General features: G+C 34.6%; 21 protein-coding genes and 1 tRNA gene. 14 read left to right on the top strand and 8 right to left on the bottom strand.

Translation table 11 applies throughout. From position 1 onward, the window contains the following. Positions 1 to 17: 17 nt before the first annotated feature. The 3 genes from MT340_RS11875 to MT340_RS11865 all read left to right on the top strand — a co-directional run bounded on the left by MT340_RS11875 (position 18) and on the right by MT340_RS11865 (position 1,935). Positions 18 to 869, top strand: coding sequence for a patatin-like phospholipase family protein (locus MT340_RS11875; RefSeq protein WP_243590121.1), 852 nt, complete (start codon positions 18 to 20; stop codon positions 867 to 869). A gap of 71 nt (positions 870 to 940) precedes the next feature. Further along, positions 941 to 1,672, top strand: a complete 732-nt coding sequence (locus MT340_RS11870; RefSeq protein ID WP_243603891.1) for an alpha/beta hydrolase — start codon at positions 941 to 943, stop codon at positions 1,670 to 1,672. A gap of 14 nt (positions 1,673 to 1,686) precedes the next feature. Beyond that, positions 1,687 to 1,935: a hypothetical protein gene (locus MT340_RS11865; protein WP_243603890.1), complete on the top strand. Its 249-nt coding sequence runs from the start codon at positions 1,687 to 1,689 to the stop codon at positions 1,933 to 1,935. Between the two features lie 107 nt (positions 1,936 to 2,042). Here MT340_RS11865 and MT340_RS11860 read toward each other — a convergent pair whose 3' ends face one another. Continuing rightward, on the bottom strand, positions 2,043 to 2,333 hold the full coding sequence (locus tag MT340_RS11860; protein WP_243590119.1) for a hypothetical protein: 291 nt from the start codon (positions 2,331 to 2,333) through the stop codon (positions 2,043 to 2,045). Positions 2,334 to 2,483: 150 nt separating this feature from the next. Between MT340_RS11860 and MT340_RS11855 the strand changes: the two genes are divergently transcribed. Then, the gene (locus MT340_RS11855; protein ID WP_243590118.1) at positions 2,484 to 3,812 is read left to right on the top strand and encodes a sodium-dependent transporter; all 1,329 of its coding nucleotides are present in this window, start codon (positions 2,484 to 2,486) and stop codon (positions 3,810 to 3,812) included. A gap of 57 nt (positions 3,813 to 3,869) precedes the next feature. Here the strand turns inward: MT340_RS11855 and MT340_RS11850 are convergent, their stop codons facing one another. Further along, the gene (locus tag MT340_RS11850) at positions 3,870 to 4,409 is read right to left on the bottom strand and encodes a hypothetical protein (RefSeq protein ID WP_243590117.1); all 540 of its coding nucleotides are present in this window, start codon (positions 4,407 to 4,409) and stop codon (positions 3,870 to 3,872) included. A 101-nt stretch (positions 4,410 to 4,510) separates the two neighbouring features. Continuing rightward, a complete protein-coding gene (locus MT340_RS11845) occupies positions 4,511 to 5,041 on the bottom strand; it encodes a pentapeptide repeat-containing protein (RefSeq protein WP_243590116.1) in 531 nt (176 codons plus the stop codon). A gap of 291 nt (positions 5,042 to 5,332) precedes the next feature. Between MT340_RS11845 and MT340_RS11840 the strand changes: the two genes are divergently transcribed. Together MT340_RS11840 and MT340_RS11835 are read left to right on the top strand one after the other, a co-directional pair. Next, positions 5,333 to 6,232 carry a PLP-dependent cysteine synthase family protein gene (locus MT340_RS11840; protein WP_243590115.1) on the top strand — a complete coding sequence of 300 codons (900 nt, stop codon included), beginning with the start codon at positions 5,333 to 5,335 and terminating at the stop codon, positions 6,230 to 6,232. A gap of 1 nt (position 6,233) precedes the next feature. Further along, on the top strand, positions 6,234 to 7,382 hold the full coding sequence (locus MT340_RS11835; RefSeq protein WP_242239793.1) for a bifunctional cystathionine gamma-lyase/homocysteine desulfhydrase: 1,149 nt from the start codon (positions 6,234 to 6,236) through the stop codon (positions 7,380 to 7,382). Positions 7,383 to 7,586: 204 nt separating this feature from the next. Here the strand turns inward: MT340_RS11835 and MT340_RS11830 are convergent, their stop codons facing one another. Beyond that, positions 7,587 to 8,267 carry an ArsR/SmtB family transcription factor gene (locus MT340_RS11830; RefSeq protein ID WP_243603889.1) on the bottom strand — a complete coding sequence of 227 codons (681 nt, stop codon included), beginning with the start codon at positions 8,265 to 8,267 and terminating at the stop codon, positions 7,587 to 7,589. Positions 8,268 to 8,378: 111 nt separating this feature from the next. Between MT340_RS11830 and MT340_RS11825 the strand changes: the two genes are divergently transcribed. Continuing rightward, positions 8,379 to 9,758, top strand: coding sequence for an MFS transporter (locus MT340_RS11825; RefSeq protein WP_243590113.1), 1,380 nt, complete (start codon positions 8,379 to 8,381; stop codon positions 9,756 to 9,758). 285 nt (positions 9,759 to 10,043) lie between these two features. Next, positions 10,044 to 11,060: a LysM peptidoglycan-binding domain-containing protein gene (locus MT340_RS11820; RefSeq protein WP_243603888.1), complete on the top strand. Its 1,017-nt coding sequence runs from the start codon at positions 10,044 to 10,046 to the stop codon at positions 11,058 to 11,060. A 71-nt stretch (positions 11,061 to 11,131) separates the two neighbouring features. Here MT340_RS11820 and MT340_RS11815 read toward each other — a convergent pair whose 3' ends face one another. Beyond that, positions 11,132 to 11,410: a hypothetical protein gene (locus tag MT340_RS11815; RefSeq protein WP_243590111.1), complete on the bottom strand. Its 279-nt coding sequence runs from the start codon at positions 11,408 to 11,410 to the stop codon at positions 11,132 to 11,134. 163 nt (positions 11,411 to 11,573) lie between these two features. On the opposite strand from MT340_RS11815, the gene MT340_RS11810 reads away from it, so the two are divergent. Both MT340_RS11810 and MT340_RS11805 read left to right on the top strand, forming a co-directional pair. Further along, positions 11,574 to 11,963 (top strand): NUDIX hydrolase, encoded by a 390-nt coding sequence (locus MT340_RS11810; RefSeq protein ID WP_243590110.1) that lies wholly within the window; start codon positions 11,574 to 11,576, stop codon positions 11,961 to 11,963. A 7-nt stretch (positions 11,964 to 11,970) separates the two neighbouring features. Then, positions 11,971 to 12,438, top strand: coding sequence for a GNAT family N-acetyltransferase (locus MT340_RS11805; RefSeq protein WP_243590109.1), 468 nt, complete (start codon positions 11,971 to 11,973; stop codon positions 12,436 to 12,438). Between the two features lie 66 nt (positions 12,439 to 12,504). Here the strand turns inward: MT340_RS11805 and MT340_RS11800 are convergent, their stop codons facing one another. From MT340_RS11800 to gltC, 3 genes are all read right to left on the bottom strand, one after another. Beyond that, positions 12,505 to 13,320, bottom strand: a complete 816-nt coding sequence (locus MT340_RS11800; protein ID WP_243603887.1) for a YibE/F family protein — start codon at positions 13,318 to 13,320, stop codon at positions 12,505 to 12,507. Then, a complete protein-coding gene (locus tag MT340_RS11795; RefSeq protein WP_243590107.1) occupies positions 13,317 to 14,441 on the bottom strand; it encodes a YibE/F family protein in 1,125 nt (374 codons plus the stop codon). Before MT340_RS11795 ends, MT340_RS11800 begins: the two co-directional genes overlap by 4 nt. A gap of 115 nt (positions 14,442 to 14,556) precedes the next feature. Continuing rightward, complete coding sequence (gltC, locus tag MT340_RS11790; RefSeq protein ID WP_243590106.1) at positions 14,557 to 15,444, bottom strand: glutamate biosynthesis transcriptional regulator GltC; 888 nt, start codon at positions 15,442 to 15,444, stop codon at positions 14,557 to 14,559. Between the two features lie 160 nt (positions 15,445 to 15,604). Here gltC and gltB point away from each other — a divergent pair, with 160 nt between their 5' ends. From gltB to treP, 4 genes are all read left to right on the top strand, one after another. After that, positions 15,605 to 20,125, top strand: a complete 4,521-nt coding sequence (gene gltB / locus MT340_RS11785) for a glutamate synthase large subunit (RefSeq protein WP_243590105.1) — start codon at positions 15,605 to 15,607, stop codon at positions 20,123 to 20,125. A gap of 17 nt (positions 20,126 to 20,142) precedes the next feature. Beyond that, positions 20,143 to 21,606, top strand: a complete 1,464-nt coding sequence (locus MT340_RS11780) for a glutamate synthase subunit beta (RefSeq protein ID WP_243590104.1) — start codon at positions 20,143 to 20,145, stop codon at positions 21,604 to 21,606. 123 nt (positions 21,607 to 21,729) lie between these two features. After that, positions 21,730 to 21,822: transfer RNA gene (locus MT340_RS11775), tRNA-Ser, on the top strand. A 207-nt stretch (positions 21,823 to 22,029) separates the two neighbouring features. Beyond that, positions 22,030 to 23,472 (top strand): PTS system trehalose-specific EIIBC component, encoded by a 1,443-nt coding sequence (gene treP, locus MT340_RS11770; protein WP_243590103.1) that lies wholly within the window; start codon positions 22,030 to 22,032, stop codon positions 23,470 to 23,472. Positions 23,473 to 23,475 lie beyond the last annotated feature (3 nt).

Here is a 23,475-nt window from a genome sequence, read left to right as displayed (position 1 = left end):
ATAAAGGAGAGATAACAATGACAAATGAACGTACATTAGTATTAGGTGGAGGCGGTATTACGGGTATCGCTTGGGAGTCTGGTGTGTTAGCAGGATTAATGGATAATGGTATAAAATTGAATGAAGCGAACAAGATAATAGGTACATCAGCAGGCTCATTTGTAGGAACGGTGTTGGCGAATGGTTATGATATGAAAGATTACTATTATGAGTTAGATGAGCGACGTGATGAGAATGATCGTGCTACTATGTCGTCTGATATTTATCGTTTATGGCAAAATGCTTTTATCGTAGGACGCGATGATGCTGAGAAAGTTGGACAAATGATGGGCGATATTGTCTATACACGTCCTTCTAAAGTTGAATTAAACGAACGCAAACACGCGATTCGTCAACGTTTAGGTGATGTTAAGTGGAAAGACAATTTAGAAATTACAGCGATGAATGCGAAAACGGGCGCGACAAGTACGTTTAATTCACAAAGTGGTGTAACGCTTGAAGAAGCGGTTACAGCAAGTGGTGCTGTTCCTGGCATTTGGCCGCATATTCGTTTGAATGATTGTGACTGGATCGATGGTGGTATGGTATCACCTACCAATGCAATGCTTGCAGAAGGTGCTAAGTCGATTATTATTCTAGCGCCGTTAGCTGATGGCTTAGGTATGATGCCAAGTGCTTTTGATGATGCTGAAAAGTTAAACAAACATAGCCATGTCTTAGTGATAAGTCCAGATAGTGAGAGCCAAGCAGAAATAGGAGATAACATTTATAATCCAAACAATATCTTGAATATTGGTAATGCAGGTTATAAACAAGGGCAGACACTGGCTCAAGAGATTCGAGATAATTATAAGGAATGGGTACACTAACAAATTTTTAGATTTAAGCCTACGGGCAGTGTTAATAAATCATACTTTGCATTTAACTAGGGGGAGTTAGAATGAACGTTAAATCACCACGTCCTATTCATTTGAAAGGGACAAGAGAGGAAGCAGTATTGTTATTACATTCGTTTACAGGCACAATACGTGATATTAAACATTTAGCGACAGTACTTAATGAGGAAGGGTATACATGCTATGCGCCAAACTATCGTGGCCACGGCTTACCTTTAAAAGCGTTCACTCAATTTACGATTAACGATTGGTGGGACGACGTTCGAGAAGCGTATCAATTTTTAAAACATGAGGGCTTTGAAACAATTTATGTAACTGGCGTTTCGTTAGGTGGTTTATTTACATTGAAATTAGCTGAAACAGTTGATGTTGCTAAAATCGCGGTGATGTCTGCACCGAATGAAAAGGAAGAAGCAGGTATTGCATGGCGTTTAGAGCGTTATGGCAAACGAATGAATGAACTTTTGAATTTTGATGAAACGACTGCGCAAGAACAGATGAATCAAATAGAAGCATATCGTCCTAATATTACGGTTTTTAAAAATTTCATTTCTAACATTAGCGCACATTTAGGAGATATTAAAACACCGGCTAGAATTCTATACGGTGAAAAAGACGAACAATCGTATCAAGATAGTGCGCGTTATATCTATGAACATATCAATAGCCAAGATAAAGATTTATCAAATCACTTACTATGTAAGCATCTTATGACGCATGGTGAAGGTAGCGAGAATGTTGAAAGAGAAATCGCTGAATTTTTCAAGTCTAATTAATAGGAGAGAAAAAGATGAAACGCACATTTTTATTAACTTATACAACCACTTCTGGTCAAACATATAATGAATTTAAAACATTCCAAAATGGGTCTGACTATGATACGTGTGTGCAACGATTGATTGATGAATTCGACGAACTTGCCTATTTATTTCTAAAAGATGGTACGCAAGTGCACTACATTAATGTTGATCATATTGAAAGCTTAAGTATTCAAGAAGTAAAAGAAGGCCAAGACATTACTTACGATTTTAATGGATAGAAATGAGCAGAAGGTATAAAGATATAAGAGTTAAATATCTCTATCTCTAAACATAAGGGAGTGGGACAATATATTCATAATGAAGTTTGTCCTACTCCCCAAGTATATTATGATTTCATCTCGTTAAGAAATTGAATAACATTTTTCTGCCGATAAACTACTAATTTATGTTCATTATTATCTTTATCAATGACTTTTACACCGTTAGGAATAATACCTAGGCTTCTATATGGTTTTACTTCTTTTATATTGTCATAAGATACAAATATTGGGCCTTTTTGGATATTCAAAGCGTGTGCAGTAAATTTGAAACCATTGTCCTCAAATAATACATGACCACCAACAGCCTCTTTTCCTTTCCAATAATTTGCTTTTATTTTTTCATGAAGTAAAGACATTATTAATCCTCCTTTATAGACGCTTTTATACCAATATTACTATATAGAGTAATAAATAAAAAATATATGTATATTGCACTCTTTGACTAGACATGATAGAGTAGTACTTAAGTGCATAAACGCTTTAACGCGTTAAAGGGAGTTGGTAAAATGAGTAGCCAATCGCAATGGAAAACTTCAACAGGATTTATTTTAGCAAGCGCTGGATCAGCAATCGGGTTAGGCGCAATGTGGAAGTTTCCTTATATGGCAGGGATTTACGGTGGTGGAGCTTTTCTACTCTTATTCTTATTATTTACGATATTTGTAGGATTACCACTATTAATTATGGAATTTACAGTAGGTAAGATGGGAAGAACTTATACTACTCAAATATATAGCAAATTAACTGGTAAAAAATGGCTAAACATTATTGGTTGGAACGGTAATTTAGCTGTATTTATTTTATTTGGATTTTATAGTGTTATTGGTGGCTGGATTATTATTTATATAGGTAATGTCATCTTTCAAATGCTATCTTCTGAAAAAACGTCACTCACTCAAATTAACTTTGAAAAAATTATCAGTAATCCTTGGTTAACGGTATTGGGACAAGGTATTTTTATTCTGTTGACCATGGTTATTGTTATGATGGGTGTTGAAAAAGGTTTAGAAAAAGCATCAAAAGTGATGATGCCACTATTATTTATCTTTTTAATTATCGTAGTAGCCAAATCTTTAACTTTAGACGGTGCGCTAGAGGGCGTGCGCTATATCTTACAACCTAGAATGGAAGATATTTCTATGAAAGGCGTGCTTTTCGCATTAGGTCAATCGTTCTTTACGTTATCTTTAGGTACGACAGGAATGATTACATACGCGAGTTATGCGTCTAAAGAAATGACAATTAAATCTTCTGCGATTTCAATTGTTATTATGAATATTTTAGTGTCAGTATTAGCTGGATTAGCAATTTTCCCAGCGTTAAAAACATTTGGCTACGCACCTCAAGAAGGACCAGGGTTATTATTTAAAGTGTTACCTTTAGTGTTTAGTCAAATGGGCTTTGGAATTGTATTTTATTTTATCTTTTTAATACTATTTTTATTCGCAGCATTAACATCATCTATTTCATTATTAGAACTAAATGTTTCTAATTTCACTAAAAATGACAATACTAAGCGTAAACCAGTCGCATTTGTCGCAAGTATTCTCGTATTTATTATCAGTATTCCAGCAACACTTTCATTCAGTAGTTTAAGTGGATTTAAGTTTGGTGCAGGTACTATTTTTGATAATATGGATTTTCTAGTATCAAATATATTAATGCCATTAGGTGCCTTAGGTACAACCCTTGTAGTTGGTCAATTGCTTAATAAAACTGCTTTAAAAGAAAGTTTCGGAAAAGATAAATTTAAATTTTTCGCGCCATGGTATTTCTTAATTAAATACATCATGCCAGTCGTCATCATATTAGTATTTATCGTGCAATTATTTTAATATATAAAGAAAAATGAGGTTGAATCCTATAAATTAATAGGAATTCAACCTCATTTTTTATTTGAATAAAGCGTCTAAATAGTCACGTTCAATTTCTAAACCACGCACATACTCATCAGACATGATTTCTTTACTAATTTCAATGTTTTTAGAATTAATAAATAATGTCAATTTATGATTTTCTTCTTTAGAATCAAAGAAAGTCATTGCACGATTAAGCGCTTTTTCTTCTGAAAAGAGGATAAGCGTACGTCCATACACTAAATCTTCTTTACCTCTTTGATAAGATGCTTCTAAGAAATCATACACTTTTTCGCCATCATTATATTCAAAACCTGAATTAATATCACCATGGACTTTGTCAGCTATGTTAGAAAGTCTTTCTTTATCAGTTTCGTCTTCAGGTTTGTATTGGTCTTTGACATACATTTTCCATTTACTAAATTCATCATCAATTCGTTCACTTAATTGTTGATCGTCACTATTATTTTTAAATTTTTCCACTAGTTTTTTTAGTTCATCCACTTCTATTAAGTCTTCTTTAGATATACCACTAGGTTCAAATTCTTCATAATGTTCATCTGCATGTGCTGGCATAGTGATTCCTCCTTGTTTTGAATACCTAAATCTTTATTCCTTTAATTTATGTATTTAAAACATTTTGAGAGGGGGGTTGTACCTATTTTCAAAAAATAGGCTTACATATTTTCAAAATTAACATCATGTTTGCGCAACTCATTCATCACTTTTTCAGGAATAGCAGAATTGTTAATCGATACATTGATAAATGTACAATCTTTCATTTTTACATTATCTAAATGGCATAAATCTAATGCGACATTTTCAAATGCCACTTTTTTAAAGACAACATCTTTAAACGTGACATTGCGCAAACTACAATCTTTAAAGTAAGCGTGCTCAATTGTTAAAGCATTGAACTGACTATCGTCAAAAGTTGTGACGCTATAGTTAATTTTATTAAGTAATGTTTTGAAAAAGTTAGTATTTACAAAGATACTACTACTAAAATCACAGTTTATAAATTTAGAATTAGAAATTGTATTGATGTTTTTGAAGATGCCTTCGCTGAAATTACAATTTTTGAAACGACTTTTATTTACTTCTAATTCATCATACATGGCATTTCTAAAATTACTATTTGTATAATTTAATTTTTTGTAATTTTCATTTGAAAATACGGATAAAGATAAATCTGCTTTTGAGGGCATAACTTTGTTCTCCTTTGTCTCATATTAGTTATAAAATATTCGCTCATTGTAGTTGTTTATTATATTTATCGTAACACGATTGTGAATATGAACGATAGTTATTAATTAGTGAAAATAAATAGTCTAATTTTTTAATTAATTAATAATTTAGCTTTTTGCATAAATGCTAAGGATAGCGTATAATCCATAGTGGTTAAGTAAGAATTATAGATAACATAATTTTTAGAATTGAATATTATTAAAAGAAAGTAGGTTATATTCACACGGTACTCAACGTGTTGGATACTAAACATGATTGCATATGATTTAATAGGACAAACACCACTCGTATTATTAGAAAGTTTTAGTGATGATAACGTTCAAATTTATGCTAAATTGGAACAATTTAATCCTGGTGGTAGCGTGAAAGATCGCTTGGGTAAATATTTAGTAGAAACAGCTATGAAAGAAGGACGACTTCATAAAGGCGCTACGATTGTAGAAGCTACAGCAGGGAACACAGGCATTGGATTGGCAATTGCGGCTAATCGTTATAATTTAACATGTGTCATTTTTGCTCCGGAAGGCTTTTCAAAAGAGAAGATTTCAATTATGCGCGCGCTTGGTGCAGAGATTAAGCGTACGCCGAGAAAAAATGGCATGTTAGGTGCGCAACAAGAGGCGCGAACTTACGCAGAAGAAACTGGCGCTGTCTATATGAACCAATTCGAAACAGAACATAATCCAGCTGCTTATACACATACACTAGGCCAACAACTTACAGATGCGTTGCCACACATTGATTACTTCGTGGCAGGCGCTGGCTCAGGCGGTACGTTCACTGGTGTCGCGCAACATATGAGACAGTTCGATGTGAAAAATGTCATCGTGGAACCTGAAGGCTCGGTGCTTAACGGCGGCGAAGCGCATGCACATGATATTGAAGGTATTGGTTCTGAGAAATGGCCCATCTTCTTAGATAAATCATTAGTGGATGACATTATTACCGTGAGTGATAAAGCTGGCTTTGAGAATGTGAAATTGTTGGCGAAACAAGAAGGCTTACTTGTAGGAAGTTCTTCAGGCGCTGCGCTACAAGGTGCTTTAGACATTAAAAATCAAATCGACAAAGGTGTTATTGTAACCATTTTTCCAGATGGAAGCGATCGCTATATGTCGAAAAAAATATTTGAATACAAAGGAGACAACTAAAATGAAGAAAAAAACACAAATGATTCATGGTGGACATACGACAGATGACTATACTGGCGCAGTAACTACGCCAATTTATCAAACAAGTACGTATTTACAAGATGATATCGGCGATTTAAGACAAGGTTATGAATATTCTCGTACTGCGAATCCTACGCGTGCTTCATTGGAAAGTTTAATTGCGAATTTAGAGAACGGTAAATATGGGTTCGCATTTGGTTCAGGTATGGCAGCGGTTAGTGCAGTTATTATGTTGTTAGATAAAGGCGATCACATCATTTTAAATTCTGATGTATATGGTGGTACTTACCGTGCGTTAACAAAAGTATTTACGCGTTTTGGTATCGATGTAGATTTCATTGATACGACTCACATTGAAACGGTTAAAGACTACATTAAACCAGAAACTAAAATGTTATATATAGAAACACCTTCAAATCCATTATTACGTGTGACAGATATTAAACGTACTGCAGAAATTGCGAAAGAACATAATTTAATTTCTGTTGTGGATAATACATTTATGACGCCTTATTACCAAAACCCATTAGATTTTGGTATTGATATCGTGTTACATTCAGCGACTAAATATTTAGGTGGACACAGTGACGTTGTAGCTGGTTTAGTTGCTACTGCTGATGATGAGTTAGGCGAACGTTTAGCATTTATTTCTAATTCAACTGGCGGCGTGCTTGGCCCACAAGATAGTTATTTATTAATTCGCGGTATTAAAACATTAGGTCTACGTATGGATCAAATTAACCGTAATGTTGAAGCTATTGTTGAAATGTTACAAAATCATCCAGCCGTACAGCAAGTGTTCCACCCAAGTATTAAAGATCACTTAAATCATGATATTCATGCAGCGCAGGCAAGTGGTCATACTGGCGTGATCGCATTTGAAGTGAAAGATACAGAAGCTGCGAAACAATTAATTCATAAAACAACTTACTTCACATTAGCGGAAAGTCTTGGTGCCGTTGAAAGTTTAATTTCTGTACCAGCTTTAATGACACATGCCTCAATTCCAGCTGATGTACGTGCTAAAGAAGGTATTACAGATGGCTTAGTACGTTTATCTATTGGTATTGAAGATACAGATGATTTAGTTGAAGATTTAAAACAAGCCATCGATACTTTAAACGCATAAGTAGATAAATATAGTAAATTGTATAAAGAATAGCGAACATTCTATATAAAATGAGTTCGCTCTCTATTCAAAGATAATAAATTTGAAAGCCTCTTTAAGTGCTAATAGTGAACTGGATCCAAAAATTTTACTTTGGCTAGGTATGCTATTTCAAAGGTTTGTTTCCTATATTGTTTAGGAGACAAGCCTTTTAATTTTGTTATCTTATTCTGTAATGTTCATATTTAAATGTATCTTAAAGGCATTTTCTCCTTTTTTAGTTAGATTAAGACAACGATTAATCTTACTTTTTTCAATCCAAGATAATTCGATCATTTTTTTAGTTATTTGTAATGCAATAGGTCCTGCCATATGGTTTTTTCGCTCAGTCCAATCTATATGTTTTGGTATAGATTTAGAATACATTCTCTTGTCTGTGTCAATTCCAATTTCTTTTAACCAAGCCTTTCCTGTGTGTGTCAATTTATAAAAATCTTCATTCTCTTTAAGATAGTTGTTTTCTAACAATGCTTCAGTAAATCTAACACCCATTTTTCCGGCAATATGACCATAACAAGTACGCATATACGATAATTTTTCTTTTTTTGTTGTTTCTTTTAACGATTTATTACTCATAGGGGGAGATATGACAGATAAAGCGTTGATTGCATCAACAACTTTTTCGTCATCAATTTTATAATAGCGATGTCTTCCGCATGTGGTTACTGAAATTAAATTGGCTTTTACTAATTTTGAAAGGTGTTCACTCGCTGTTTGAGGTTTTACATTAGCTAATTTAGCTAAGTCTCCAGCTGGAAGAGACCTACCACTCGATAATTCAATTAGCATAGTTAAACGTGTTTTGTGTCCAATAAGGAGAATGTTATCAGCAAAATCTTCATACATATAATCCACCCTTTCTATTAGTACATTTTCATCATACTCATATAATACTTCGGTGTTAAGCGAAATTTTATAGGGGTATGATGAAATTAGTTAAATGAGGAGGTATTATAGATGCAGTCTTCTAAATATTTCGATCATTTAGTTGTGTTTACAGCAGGAATAGGAATGTTTTTGTCTACTCTCGATAGTGGAATTATAAATGTCGCATTACCCACCTTATCGAAATCTTTTAATGTTGATACTTCTTTTATTACTTGGAGCGTTACACTGTACACTTTATTATTAACAGGTACAATTATAATATTTGGAAGATTAAGTGATAAATACAGTCGCTTAAATATATATTTTTTTGGCTTAACTATTTTTTTAATAGCCTCTATTTTCTGTGGATTTTCAAATAATATTATGCAATTAATAGCGTCTCGTGGTTTACAAGGCATAGGTGCAGCCATGCTACAAGGAACTGCTACTGCTATTATTACGACAACTATTCCTGAAAATAGACAAGGGCCAGCATTAGGAACTTTAAGTATTTTATTAGGAATAGGTCCTGTTTTAGGGCCAAGTATCGGAGGTCTATTACTATCTATAAGTAATTGGAGATGGATATTTTGGATTAATATTCCTTTTATATTTATAGGTTTAATAGGTTGTTTATTTTTAAAAAAATATATTAAAGAGCCAAAAAATACGTCTACCCATTTAGATATATGTGGAAATCTATTATTATTTCTTTCTATCTTTTGTTTACTGATAAGTTTAACGTCTTACGCTTACCACTCGATTTTTAATGTATCAGTATATGGTAATTTCTTCATTTTTATGATGACTTTTTGCATGTTTATTATATGGGAATTCAAAACTAAACATCCTATCATCGATTTACGTGTGTTCAAAAATATATCATTTTCATCTTCTATATTTGCGATATTAGTGTTTGGAGGTACAACATCTTTAGGTTTTATCATTCCTCCTTATATTTTAGAAAAGACTTATCACCTTTCATCTTGGCAAATTGGATTAGTAAATTTAGCATCTCCTTTAGGATTAGTACTTATTTCAAAAATAACTGGAAAATTAATTTCTCGTATTGGCAACATTGTCTTAATGGCTATAGGGTTAATTATTATGATTGCTTCATATATCAACTTAGGATTATTACAATATGTATTAAGTCCGATAACAATAAGTCTATTATTGCTATTATATGGGGTGGGGGGAGGTTTTTTCCTTCCATCTAATACTTCAGCAATAATGGGAACTGTATCTCAAGATATGCAAGGTACTATTGGCGCTACGCAAAGGATGGTTCAAAATATAGGTATTGCTGTTTATACAGCGATTACCTCATTATTTATTACTCATTCCTCAAATTCAGATAAACTCGTAGAAGGCGCAAGTCATGCATGGTTTTTTGCATCACTCACCCTTTTTTTAGCATTGTTACCTTTTCTATATAAATTATTGAAAAGTAAATCGGAGTTTAAATAATATATCCAACATTTATAAGCCTGGCCTCATTTTTTCATCACATAATTGTAAATTCAAAAACATATAATAATTAATAAAATTTACATCTTATATATGTCGCACTAAAAATTCATATATATGTAATCAAAATGAAATAGAATATTATGCCAATTTGTATTAATTTAATATACGTATACTACTCGTTCGGATTAAAATGATTTACACATTAAATATAAAAATCTTTTAATTCAGTTTCGAAATATTAATGAATAAATAACTCACGTGTGGTTAAGGAGGCACTATTTCATGAATAAAAAATATCTTGCGACAGCTATTATAGGTACAGGAGCACTAAGCTCAACGTTCTTCGGACATCAAGCTGAAGCATCGACAACACACACAGTTCGTAGTGGAGAATCATTATGGTCTATTTCACATCGTTATGGCATGACGTTAACTAAACTAAAATCATTAAACGGTTTAACTTCAAACTTAATTTTCCCAAATCAAGTATTAAAAGTTTCTGGATCGGCATCTACAAATCATTATTCAGGTCAATCATATCAAAGTAATTCTGGAAACACATATACTGTTAGATCAGGGGATAGTTTATCATTGATTGCTAGTCGCTATGGTACAACTTATCGCCATATTATGGATTTAAATGGTCTTAATAGTTTCTTAATATTCCCTGGACAAAAGTTAAAAGTTTCAGGCACAGCGACAAATCATACATATACAAATAATTCTTCTTCAAATTCTAATGGCTCAACAAGCACGTATACAGTACGTTACGGGGATTCATTATCTTTAATTGCATCATATTACAATACAACGTATCAACATATAATGGAATTGAATGGATTAAATAACTTCTTCATTTATCCAGGTCAACAATTAAAAGTCAGTGGAACATCACCAGTACATGCGCAAACTACAAGTACTAGAAGTGTAACAACGTCACAATCGAATTATTATTCTCCAACATTTAGTCATAGTAATTTATATGATTGGGGTCAATGTACATGGCATGTGTTTAATCGTCGAGCAGCTGTAGGTAGAGGAATTAGTACATATTGGTGGAACGCTAATAATTGGGATAATGCAGCAGCAAGAGATGGATATAGAGTGGATTATAGCCCAGCAGTAGGTGCGATTGCACAATCAGATGCTGGTTATTATGGACACGTGGCATTTGTTGAAAGAGTAAATAGTGATGGTAGCATTTTAGTATCAGAAATGAACTATAGTGCAAGTCCTGGAATTGCTACATATCGTACGATTCCAGCATATCAAGTCTATAACTATAAATATATCCATTAATATAAAAGTAAAAAAGCTAGTCATACTACATGGTGAAAAAGAATTGTAGTATGACTAGCCTTTTATTACTATTATTGGAAATTGTAGTCTTCTTTAACTTTTCTATAGCTTGATGCTAAACGCGTAACATTGATAATAAATGAACCGAAAGCTGTTACTTTACGGAATTTATATGGAGATTTCATTGAAACGATGAAATCAAGTAATGTACCAAAGGCACTTAATCCTAAAGATAAATAAACTAAGTTTTTATTTTTAGCATCAAATTTAATACCATTATAACCGTCAACGATAAATCCGGCTGTGCCGACTAGACTAGATAAACGTGCAAGTTTTGATTTTTTTGCCATTAATAAAACCCTCCGAAACGAATAGGTCGGGACAAAAAGGCTTAGAGTTTCACAGAACTTAAATTCTTTTTGTCCCGACTTTCTTTATTATTATATGTTAACATCATACTAAATTGTGTTATTTTTTTGAAGTGTAAAGCCATAAATGGAGAAATAATATTCTATGATTAAATGTGTATGTTTAGTTGAAGAAACAGATGACAAAATATTATTGGTGCAAGTACGCCACAGAGAAAAGTATTATTTTCCTGGAGGCAAGATTGATGAGGGTGAAACTTTACTTGATGCAATTCAAAGAGAGGTTAAGGAAGAGCTCAGTATAGACTTAGCACAAAGTGATTTCACTTATATAGGTACAGTTGTAGGAGAAGCCTATCCCCAACCAGATACGTTAACTGAATTGAATGGCTTTAAAGTTAAAGGGAGCATTGATTGGGATAAAGTGACGATTGATAATGAGATTACTGATATGAAATGGTTTGATAAGAAAGATACGTCATTAATAGCGCCTGCTGTAATCAAATGGATTGAAACATTTTCGGCAAGGAGGTAGGGGGAAAATGCAGATTCGACGTTTTAAAAATAAAGACCTTAAACTGATTGACTCATTTAAAGTGCTTAAGGAAGATAGGAAATTTACGAGAACACCATTACATAACATTAAGTTAGCTCAAGAAGATAATGAAAGACATCCAATCATTGTTATGCAAAATGATAGATGCGTGGGATATTTCACTTTACATGATGGTAGTGGCGTCGCACCATATAGTGACAATCGCCAGGCGATGTTCTTTCGTTCATTTAGTGTTGATGCGAAACATAGAGGGCAAGGTATTGGAAAATCAATTATTGAAGCGTTACCTCACTTCATTGAACAGGAATTTCCAAACGTAAACGAAATTGTGCTTACAGTGAACACTGATAATTATAAAGCAATTAGGTTGTATGAGAACGCGGGATATAATTATACTGGTGACGCTTCTTTAGAAGGTAGGCCAGTTCATATCATGAGCTATACAATTAAATAAAATAAATGAAACGTAAGCGTCACTACAGTGATTGAAAATTGCAGGATGCTTACGTTTTTAGTTATCTTATTCACGTTCAATTGATGCTTCCTTTTCAAGAGAAGAAGTATCGGAAGGTGTGGAATGATTAAATTTAGGATGTTTAATCAACATCGCAGTGATCCATGCTGTGATCGGAATACTAAGCGCTACGGCAATGCCACCTAGCAAAATAGAAATAAATTCTTGAGCGAAAATCTTCGAGTTAAGAATATGTCCAAACGAATAATGGAGTTGGAAGAACCAAAAGAATAAAGTCAGTTGGCCACCGAAGAATGCTAAATAAATCGTATTAGCGGACGTTGCGAGAATTTCTTTACCTACACGCATGCCAGATTGGAATAATTCTTTGCGCGTTAAATTGGGATTGGTAGCATGCAGTTCATACATAGGCGAACTGATGGTAATTGTTAAATCAATTACCGCTGCAATCACTGCAAGAATAATAGTGAATACTGAAAATTGCACCATATCAATGCCAATGTTCATAGAGAAAATATAGGTCTCATCTTGTTGTTCAGAGGCAAACCCTTGTAAATGGCCTAATTTAACTGATAAATAAATACCTATGATTAAAAGAATAGTGGTAATAATAGTACCTATAAATGCAGCTTTCGTCTTAGTGTTATAACTATTCAAAATAAATAGATTACACGCTGCTATAACCAAGCAAAAAATAAGTGAAACTAAATAAATAGGCATTCCCAACATTATGAAAACAATACTAATGATTAAAATAATAAAGTTTAAAAATAAGGTTAAATAAGAAACAACGCCCTTTTTACCTCCGAAAATAATCATTAAAGCAAATAAAATCAGTGCGAGTATAAAAATTGCATTCATCGTGTCTTCACACCCTTTCTTTTAACCAATAACACCATTAAACCAATAGTAATTGGAATGGTTAATACTATACCGATGCCACCGGTTAATGCGCGGGCAATCTCTAGCGACCAGTTCATTGAAATTGTATAAGTGAATGTATTCGCATTTTTTAAGTAAATTAAAAACATGGATAAACTGCCAGATAAATAAGAGAAAAGTAAAATATTAGTCATTGTACCCATGATATCTTGGCCAATATTACGACCTGCTAATGCTAAACGAGATGTAGCAATGTCAGGCGTACGTTGAACAATTTCATACATACCACTAGAGATGGTAATCGCTACGTCCATAACAGCGCCTAATGAACCGATTAATACGGAAGCCATAAATACATCTTTAGGTGGTAAGGTCAGAAAACTCATTGTTTCATACTTTATGCCAGCGCCGCCTGTAAACTGGATTACCATTTCTGTAATACCGATACATAAAAATGTACCTAACAATGTACTAAGTGCTGTAATCCATGTACGTAAGTGCCAACCTGTTACCAATAACAATGTAACGATAGTAGAAAGGATCACCGCTACACTCATTAATAAAAATAAATTTGTGGATGGCAGTTGGTTATGAATTGCTATCGCTGACATAATCGCAATAGTATTAAATATTAATGACAAGATGGATTGAAGTCCTACATGTCTTCCTACTAGAAGTAACGTTATGATAAAGATGCCCACAATAGCCACAGTGAGACTGTCACGTTTCTTCTCTAAGATTGTCGCGTCTTTAGGGCTTTTTTGAATATGTAATAATACTTTGTCATTTTTATTAAAATGTTCAGTATCTGCTTGAGATTTTGCATAAGTGTTCTCAACAGTGGTTGTAGTTCCTTTATACTGGCCATTAAGTATTGTTAATGTTAAGTGTTGCTTATACTTTAAGTCAGAGTTATGATGTTCGTCTGTTATTTTTTGTGCTTTCGTTGTGTCAACTTGCGTGATTTTACCAATAGGTGTGTGATAAAAAGACGCATTAAAAAATGTAAAGACAAATAAAGCTATCATTATGACTGCAATAATAAGCGTTATCCAATTAAGTACTCGGCGTTGAAGTTGTGTTTGGTTCTTTAAATTCATGAATCATAAACCTCATTCATCTTATATTTCTACCCTTTATTATAACAGGGCGATTATACGCCTCCATAAATGATTATTCAAATAGTAGCTATTTTAATTTACTTACTCCTTTTAACTAATGATAAGTTGTCACTTTACTTAATCGTTGCTGAATTAAATTCAATAAATTAAGTACGTCTACTTTATTATTATCTTTTTTTGCAATCACACAAAATGAACGTTTTAATTCCGTATGTGCTAGCGAAATATCACATAATTGTTGTTCAGTATAATGGAGATTTACATAATTAGGAACTAAAATATATCCCCGTCCTTGCTTCAATAAATATTTCGCTAATGACTCTGTACCAACTATATTGATCGATGACTTTATAATACTTTTTAATTTAAGTTCTATACTTGGAGCAAGAGGCGTTAGCGTATATAACATTTGTTTCTCGAATTGAGAGAGTGGTGGGTTAGTTGCTAAAGCCACGGCGTCATCTTTAGGTACATAAATATGATAAGTTTCTTCAAATAAAGGTTTCAATGATACACGTTTGTCTTGTTGCAGTTCTGGAGTTGTCTCGATTAGTCCTATGTCGAGTGCGCCTGTATAAATCTTTTCTATAATATCTGGCATTGTCATTAAAGTTGGCAAGATTGTACTTTCGTAATTTTGTTCAAATGATTGGATCAGGGGTGTAATCATTGTTGAAACGTAACTTTCTTCAAATCCGATATGGATAGTATGTGCGTTTTTAAATTTTTCTCTTTGGAAAAGGGCAACTGTTTCATCTAATTGTCCTAAAATTTGAGTGGCTTGGGTTAATAAAGCCTTGCCTTGAGAGGTTAGTCGGATATTGCGGCCTTGTCTATTAAATAGTGTCACTTGTAACTCTTGTTCTAATAAGGTGATTTGTCTGCTGATAGCCGATTGCGCAATATTTAATTCTAATGCAGCTTCGGAAATATGTTCTCGCTTTGCGACTTCTACGAAATATTTAAGTTGTTTAAACTCCAAATCGTTCCCTCGCTTTCAACTATGTTTTTTATCGTGGTGTTATTCATCTAGTTTTTAGAACGATATTATCTATTTAATATATTGTTCAGATAAATATTTTACATTATATTAATTATTATTAACAGTAATTTTCTGAAAATTCTCAAAAGGAGTGGGCATCGTGTTTGAACATAGATTAAAAAGAGGATTGTATGATTATCGTGAGGAACATGATGCATGTGGTATCGGTTTTTATGCCAATATGAATAATGTAAGGTCTCATGACATTATTGAAAAATCTTTAGAAATGTTACGACGATTAGACCATCGTGGGGGCGTTGGGGCAGACGAAATTACTGGAGACGGTGCGGGAATTATGACAGAAATTCCGTTTGAATTTTTCAAAAAACATAGTGGATTCGACTTACCTAATGAAGGAGAATATGCGGTAGGTCTTTTTTTCTCTAACCAAAAAATTGCAGGCTCTTCTCATGAACCAATATTTAATCAAATCATTGAACAAGAAGGATTAAACGTTATTGGTTATAGAGATGTACCCGTCGACACACAAGCCATCGCACCACATGTTGTGGCAACTATGCCTTGTATTCAACAAGTATTTATTGATTTAAATTCACATAACACAGCTGTGAAGCAACTTTTCTTAGCAAGAAAGCAAATTGAACAATATGCTGAAGCACAAGATTTAAGACTTTATTTCACAAGCTTATCTCATAAAACGATTGTGTATAAAGGATGGTTGCGATCTGACCAAATTAAAAAATTGTATTTAGATTTAAATAATGAAGATTATAAATCGAAGTTAGGTTTAGTTCATTCAAGATTTAGTACGAATACATTTCCAAGTTGGAAACGTGCCCACCCGAACCGTATGTTAATGCATAATGGAGAAATTAATACGATAAAAGGCAATGTCAATTGGATGCGTGCGCGACAACGCACGTTAATTCATACAATATTCGGGGAAGAAAGCTATAAAATTCAAAAGATTGTTGATGAAGATGGAAGTGACTCGGCTATTGTGGATAACGCGTTAGAATTTTTAACATTAGCGATGGAGCCTGAAGAAGCAGCCATGTTGTTAATTCCCGAACCGTGGTTATATAACAAATCAAACGATGAAAATGTACGTGCATTTTATGAATTCTATAGTTATTTAATGGAGCCATGGGATGGACCGACGATGATCTCATTCTGTAATGGTGACAAAATTGGTGCGCTAACTGACCGTAATGGTTTACGTCCAGGTCGTTATACGATTACTAAAGATAACTTTATTGTATTTTCATCTGAAGTAGGTGTCATCGATGTCCCTGAGGAAAATGTTGCCTTTAAAGGGCAATTAAATCCTGGGAAATTATTACTTGTCGATTTCAAAGCGAATAAAGTCATTGATAATAATGAGTTAAAAGCACGTATTGCTAGTCAACATCCATATCAAACATGGCTTGAAAATTATAAAGTTGATTTAGGTTTAGATGACGTAAAGTATAACCGTCATTTATTAGAACCATCAACGCTATTTAGATTACAAAAGCAATTTGGTTATACCAAAGAAGATATTTATAAATATATGACGACTTTAGTTGCAGGCAAGAAAGATCCAATTGGTGCTATGGGTTACGACTCACCACTCGCAGTACTTAATGAGCGACCTGAGTCATTATTTAATTACTTCAAACAATTATTTGCACAAGTTACCAATCCACCGATTGATGCATATCGCGAGAAGATTGTAACAAGTGAACTTTCTTATTTAGGAGGAGAAGGAAACTTATTACAACCGGATCCTTCTGTGCTTAATCGTATTCAATTATCTAAACCTGTGTTGACGTTGAGTCAATTAGAGAAGATTAAACAAAGTAAGTTTGACGTGAAACATTTATCAACATTATATCGTGATAGTCTTGAAGAAGCATTACAACGCTTAGGTAATGCGGCGATTCAAGCTACACGTGAAGGCTATACGATTTTAGTGCTTGATGATAGTTCTCTTCTTGTTGATGACGTTAATGCAGAAGCTGAAGATCAACGTTATGCGATGCCAATGTTATTAGCAATTAGCCACATTCATCAACTATTGATTAGAGAAGACTTACGTATGAATGCAAGTCTTGTAGCTTTATCTGGTGAAACACGCGAAGTTCATCATGTCGCTTGTTTACTAGGTTATGGTGCTAATGCTGTTATTCCATATTTAGGACAACAAACAATTGCGCACTTAGCGGAGGATGGGCATCTTAAAGGTACAATTTCTGAAAATGTAGAAACCTATACGAATGTTTTATCTGAAGGTGTCATTAAAGTTATGGCTAAAATGGGTATTTCTACCGTTCAAAGTTATCAAGGTGCCCAAATCTTTGAAGCAGTGGGACTTTCTCAAGAAGTCATTGATGCTTATTTCACAGGTACACAATCTAAACTGTCAGGCTTAAGTATTGAACAAATTGATGAAGAAAACAAAGCACGTCAAAGTAGTCATAGCGAATATTTAGAACCAGGAAGTCTTTTCCAATGGCGTCAACAAGGCCAACATCATGTGTTTAATCCGAAAACGATTCACTTATTACAACATGCGTGTCGTGAAAATGATTATGAACAATTTAAAGCTTTTTCAAATGCAGTTCATGATAATAGAAAGGACCACTTACGCGATTTATTAGAATTTAAATCGCAACGTTCTATCCCTATTAGCGAAGTGGAATCTGTAGCGTCTATCGTCAAACGATTTAACACGGGAGCCATGAGCTATGGTTCAATTTCCGAAGAAGCGCATCAAACATTAGCGAAAGCTATGAACCGATTAGGTGGAAAAAGTAATAGTGGCGAAGGTGGAGAGAATCCTAAACGCTATGAAATTCAAGAGGACGGCAGTTGTTTATCAAGTGCAATAAAACAAGTCGCCTCTGGACGTTTCGGTGTAACGAGTAATTACCTACAACATGCGAAAGAATTACAAATTAAAGTAGCTCAAGGCGCTAAACCAGGAGAAGGTGGCCAATTACCAGGTACTAAAGTCTACCCGTGGATTGCTGAGACACGTGGATCAACACCAGGTATTGGATTGATTTCACCACCGCCACATCATGATATTTATTCAATTGAAGACTTAGCACAATTAATTCATGATTTGAAGAATGCGAATAAAGAAGCGGATATTGCCGTAAAACTTGTATCTAAATCAGGCATTGGAACGATTGCTTCAGGGGTAGCTAAAGCATTCGCAGATAAAATTGTTGTAAGTGGATACGATGGTGGAACAGGTGCATCTCCTAAGACAAGTATCCAACATGCTGGGTTACCGTGGGAACTAGGGTTAGCTGAAACACATCAAACATTGAAATTGAATCATTTGCGCAGTCGTGTACGTTTAGAAACAGACGGTAAATTATTAACAGGTAGAGATGTGGCCTTAGCTTGTGCACTAGGTGCAGAAGAATTTGGATTTGCTACTGCACCACTTGTCGTTTTAGGTTGCATCATGATGCGTGTATGTCATAACGATACATGTCCGGTAGGTATTGCAACGCAAAACCAAGACTTGAGAGCTTTATTCAGAGGTAAAGCTGATCATGTCGTGAATTTCATGCATTTTATTGCTGAAGAACTTAGAGAAGTTTTAGCTTCTCTTGGTTTGAAAAAGGTGGAAGATTTAGTGGGACGAACAGATTTATTACAACGTTCTAGTGATATTAATTTTAAATCTAAAGCCGCATCACTTGATGTCACTAAATTATTACATTTAGTAGACGGACCAAACACGAAACAAATCGCTCAAGACCATCATTTAAATATTGGTTTCGATTTAAATTATCTATATAAAGACGCTAAACAAAGTATTGAAAGTGGAGAAACATTCAAAGGGCATTACGTTGTAAACAACGAACAACGTGATGTAGGAGTTATTACAGGTAGTTATATTACACAACAACATGGTAGCGATGGTTTACCAGAACATACAATTATTGGTGAAACCACGGGCCATGCAGGTCAAAGCTTAGCAGCCTTTGCACCTAAAGGATTATTGATTCATCACACCGGTGACGCTAACGACTATGTAGGTAAAGGATTATCAGGCGGCACTGTTGTCGTAAAAGCACCTAATAAAGAACGAGAAAACGAAATTATCGTAGGAAATGTAAGTTTCTATGGTGCTTCACAAGGTAAAGCCTATATTAATGGTAAAGCTGGCGAACGTTTCTGTATCCGTAATAGTGGTGTAGACGTTGTAGTTGAAGGTATTGGCGACCATGGTTTGGAATACATGACTGGAGGCCACGTCATCATACTAGGAGATGTTGGTAAGAACTTCGGACAAGGTATGAGTGGTGGCGTCTGCTACATTTTCCCAAGCGATATTGAGACATTTAAACGTGTAAATGCATTGCCGACATTAGCCTTTAAGAAAGTAAGTAATGAAGAAGAAAGAACGTTAATAAAAACGATGTTAGAAGAACATTATCACTTTACTCAAAGCACTAAAGCAGCAACTATTCTACAAGATTTTGAACATGTAGACGATAAAGTAGTAAAAGTGATTCCGAAAGATTTCGAATTAATGATGCAAAAAATCGATCTAAAACGTCGTCAATTACCACAAGAAGATGAAGCGAAATTAGCAGCATTTTATGATGATAGTACATCTATTGATCAAACATTACAGCCAGCAGTTATTTATTAAAGAAAGGAAGAACGATTATGGGCGAGTTTAAGGGGTTTATGAAATATGAGAAACAATCGCTTTCCGAGTTGTCGCTCGTTGATCGATTGAAAAATCACGATGCATTTCAACAACGCTTTTCACGTGAGGAAGCGTCAATACAGGGTGCACGTTGTATGGATTGCGGTACACCTTTTTGTCAAACAGGTCTTCCTTTTGGACGAGAAACAATTGGCTGTCCTATTGGTAATTATATTCCTGAATGGAATGATTTAGTGTATCATCAAGATTTTAAAGGTGCATACGAACGTTTAAGTGAGACAAATAATTTTCCTGATTTTACTGGACGCGTGTGTCCGGCGCCTTGTGAGAACTCTTGTGTAATGAAGATTAACCGTGATTCTGTAGCAATTAAAGGTATTGAACGTACAATTATAGATGAAGCTTTTGACAATGGATGGGTCAAGCCTAAATATCCAAAAGTACGTAAAGCGCAAAAGGTAGCCATTGTGGGAAGCGGTCCGGCTGGACTAGCAGCCGCGGAAGAACTTAATTACATAGGCTATCAAGTTACGGTATTCGAAAAAGCAGCAGAGCCAGGTGGGTTACTCATGTATGGTATTCCTAACATGAAGCTAGACAAAGATGTTGTACGTCGACGTATTGCTTTAATGGAAGAAGCGGGCATAATGTTTAAAACGAACGTGAACATAGGTGTAGACTTATCAAGAGAGGAATTAGAAGCGCGCTTTGATGCGATTATCTTATGTACAGGAGCACAAAAAGCACGCGATTTACCTTTAGAAGGACGAATGGGACAAGGTATCCACTTTGCGATGGATTATCTTACAGAACAAACACAACTTCTTAACGGTGAAATTGAAAAAGCTACTATCACGGCAAAGGATAAAAATGTCATCATTATTGGTGCAGGTGATACTGGTGCCGATTGTGTAGCTACTGCTTTACGTGAAAATTGTAAGTCGATTGTACAATTTAACAAATATACTAAAGCGCCAGAAGAAATTACATTTAAAACGAATACATCGTGGCCACTTCCTTTACCTGTCTTCAAAATGGATTATGCGCATAAAGAGTATGAAACACGCTTCGGCAGAGAACCTCGGGCTTATGGTGTGCAAACTATGCGTTATGATGTTGACGACATTGGAAATATTCGTGGGGTATACACTCAAATCTTAGAAGAAACACCTGACGGTATGGTAGTAGTAGATGGTACTGAAAGACATTGGCCAGCCGATTTAGTATTACTTTCAATTGGATTTGAAGGTGTTGAACCGACTGTACCTCGAGCATTCGATATTGCTACTAAATTTAATCGAATTGTAGCGAATGATAAAGACTATCGTACGAATCAAGAAAAGTTTTTTGCTGCTGGGGACGCACGACGAGGTCAAAGTTTAGTTGTATGGGCAATTAAAGAAGGACGTGCAGTTGCTCAATCCGTCGATAGTTATTTGCAACATAAAGTGTTGGTATAAGGACGTGTTTTTCATTGCGCTACTAACTTTATTTGTAAAGAAATGATTAAAAAAGTTTTAACACAGTAAAGAAAATGTTTGACTTCCAATGGACCATGTTATAAGATAGTTATTGTGTTCATTGGAGGAATACCCAAGTCCGGCTGAAGGGATCGGTCTTGAAAACCGACAGGGCCTTAACGGGCCGCGGGGGTTCGAATCCCTCTTCCTCCGCCATTATAATTAAAATCCAAGACTAATAAATATAGAAAGACAAGTACTCAATGTAGATTGAGTACTTGTCTTTTTTTGTCTACGTTTGATATATAAGTCACACATATAAACGACTTTATTTTAAGAATTCTATAAAAAGAAATGAAAGCCTTTACATTACTTGTCTAGACAAGTTATACTTTAAATATTAAACATAAAGGAGTGAAATGCGTGGCTGTCAAAAGAAAAGATGTTCAAGACATCGTTAAAGCAATTGGTGGTAAAGAAAATGTTGATACTGCAACACATTGTGTAACTCGATTGAGATTAGTGTTAAAAGACGATAATAAAGTGAATAAAGATGCTTTAGATGATAATGCTTTAGTAAAAGGACAATTTAAAGCAGATCATCAATACCAAATTGTAATAGGTCCAGGAACAGTTGATGAAGTATATAAACAATTTATAAAGGAAACAGGGGCTGAAGAAGCGTCAAAAGATGAAGCAAAAACAGCCGCAGCTAAAAAAGGTAATCCAGTACAAAGATTGATTAAATTATTGGGGGACATCTTTATACCTATCTTACCTGCTTTAGTTACTGCCGGGCTTCTAATGGGGATTAATAACCTTTTAACAATGGAAAATCTATTTGGTCCTAAGCCACTTGTAGAACAGTTCCCGCAATTGGGAGATATCTCAAATATCATTAATGTTATCGCAAGTACCGCATTTATTTTCTTACCAGCATTAATTGGTTGGAGCAGTATGAAAGTCTTTGGTGGTAGTCCTATCTTAGGTTTAGTACTTGGCTTGATTTTAATGCATCCCCAATTAGTATCACAATATGATATTGCGAAAGGGCACATACCAACTTGGAACCTCTTCGGTTTAGAAATTAAACAGTTAAACTATCAAGGACAAGTATTACCAGTACTAATCGCAGCTTATGTACTTTCACTCATTGAAAAAGCACTTAATAAAGTCGTACATGATTCTATTAAAATGCTTGTTGTAGGGCCAGTCGCATTATTAATCACAGGCTTCTTAGCGTTCATTATTATTGGACCTATCGCCTTAGCTATTGGAACTGCAATTACTGGTGCGGTTCAATTTGTTTTCAATCATGCTGGTTGGTTAGGTGGCGCAATTTATGGTTTCTTCTATGCACCACTTGTTATCACAGGTCTACATCATATGTTCTTAGCAGTTGATTTCCAATTAATGGGAAGTAAATTAGGCGGTACATACTTATGGCCAATCGTTGCTATCTCTAATATTTGCCAAGGTTCAGCTGCATTTGGCGCATGGTTTATTTATAGACGTCGTAAAATGGTAAAAGAAGAAGGTTTAGCGTTAACTTCAAGCGTGTCAGCCTTTCTAGGTGTAACAGAACCTGCAATGTTTGGGGTGAACCTACCACTCAAAGTGCCTTTCTTCGCTGCAATTTGTACTTCGGGCGTTTTAGGCGCAATCATCGGTGCAAATAGAGTATTAGGTAATGTAGGCGTTGGTGGTGTGCCAGCATTTATTTCAATCAAGAGTGAATATTGGTTCATTTATATTCCAATCACTTTGCTTGCTATCGTAGTCCCAGCAATTTTAACGATTATTTTCTCAAGATTTACTACGATTAAAGCTAAGAAGATGGTTGAAAATCCTGAAGACATAAAATAATGG

It is taken from the genome of Staphylococcus sp. NRL 16/872 (genome assembly GCF_022815905.2).
In the GTDB taxonomy this organism is placed as follows: Bacteria; Bacillota; Bacilli; order Staphylococcales; family Staphylococcaceae; genus Staphylococcus.
Note: the sequence above shows the minus strand (reverse complement) of the source record. Positions and strands in the feature narration are given on the sequence as shown.

Coding starts and splice junctions, on each gene's coding strand:
- MT340_RS11875 (WP_243590121.1), top strand. CDS start 18: ATGACAAATGAACGTACATTAGTATTAGGTGGAGGCGGTATTACGGGT.
- MT340_RS11870 (WP_243603891.1), top strand. CDS start 941: ATGAACGTTAAATCACCACGTCCTATTCATTTGAAAGGGACAAGAGAG.
- MT340_RS11865 (WP_243603890.1), top strand. CDS start 1,687: ATGAAACGCACATTTTTATTAACTTATACAACCACTTCTGGTCAAACA.
- MT340_RS11860 (WP_243590119.1), bottom strand. CDS start 2,333: ATGTCTTTACTTCATGAAAAAATAAAAGCAAATTATTGGAAAGGAAAA.
- MT340_RS11855 (WP_243590118.1), top strand. CDS start 2,484: ATGAGTAGCCAATCGCAATGGAAAACTTCAACAGGATTTATTTTAGCA.
- MT340_RS11850 (WP_243590117.1), bottom strand. CDS start 4,409: ATGCCAGCACATGCAGATGAACATTATGAAGAATTTGAACCTAGTGGT.
- MT340_RS11845 (WP_243590116.1), bottom strand. CDS start 5,041: ATGCCCTCAAAAGCAGATTTATCTTTATCCGTATTTTCAAATGAAAAT.
- MT340_RS11840 (WP_243590115.1), top strand. CDS start 5,333: ATGATTGCATATGATTTAATAGGACAAACACCACTCGTATTATTAGAA.
- MT340_RS11835 (WP_242239793.1), top strand. CDS start 6,234: ATGAAGAAAAAAACACAAATGATTCATGGTGGACATACGACAGATGAC.
- MT340_RS11830 (WP_243603889.1), bottom strand. CDS start 8,267: ATGTATGAAGATTTTGCTGATAACATTCTCCTTATTGGACACAAAACA.
- MT340_RS11825 (WP_243590113.1), top strand. CDS start 8,379: ATGCAGTCTTCTAAATATTTCGATCATTTAGTTGTGTTTACAGCAGGA.
- MT340_RS11820 (WP_243603888.1), top strand. CDS start 10,044: ATGAATAAAAAATATCTTGCGACAGCTATTATAGGTACAGGAGCACTA.
- MT340_RS11815 (WP_243590111.1), bottom strand. CDS start 11,410: ATGGCAAAAAAATCAAAACTTGCACGTTTATCTAGTCTAGTCGGCACA.
- MT340_RS11810 (WP_243590110.1), top strand. CDS start 11,574: ATGATTAAATGTGTATGTTTAGTTGAAGAAACAGATGACAAAATATTA.
- MT340_RS11805 (WP_243590109.1), top strand. CDS start 11,971: ATGCAGATTCGACGTTTTAAAAATAAAGACCTTAAACTGATTGACTCA.
- MT340_RS11800 (WP_243603887.1), bottom strand. CDS start 13,320: ATGAATGCAATTTTTATACTCGCACTGATTTTATTTGCTTTAATGATT.
- MT340_RS11795 (WP_243590107.1), bottom strand. CDS start 14,441: ATGAATTTAAAGAACCAAACACAACTTCAACGCCGAGTACTTAATTGG.
- MT340_RS11780 (WP_243590104.1), top strand. CDS start 20,143: ATGGGCGAGTTTAAGGGGTTTATGAAATATGAGAAACAATCGCTTTCC.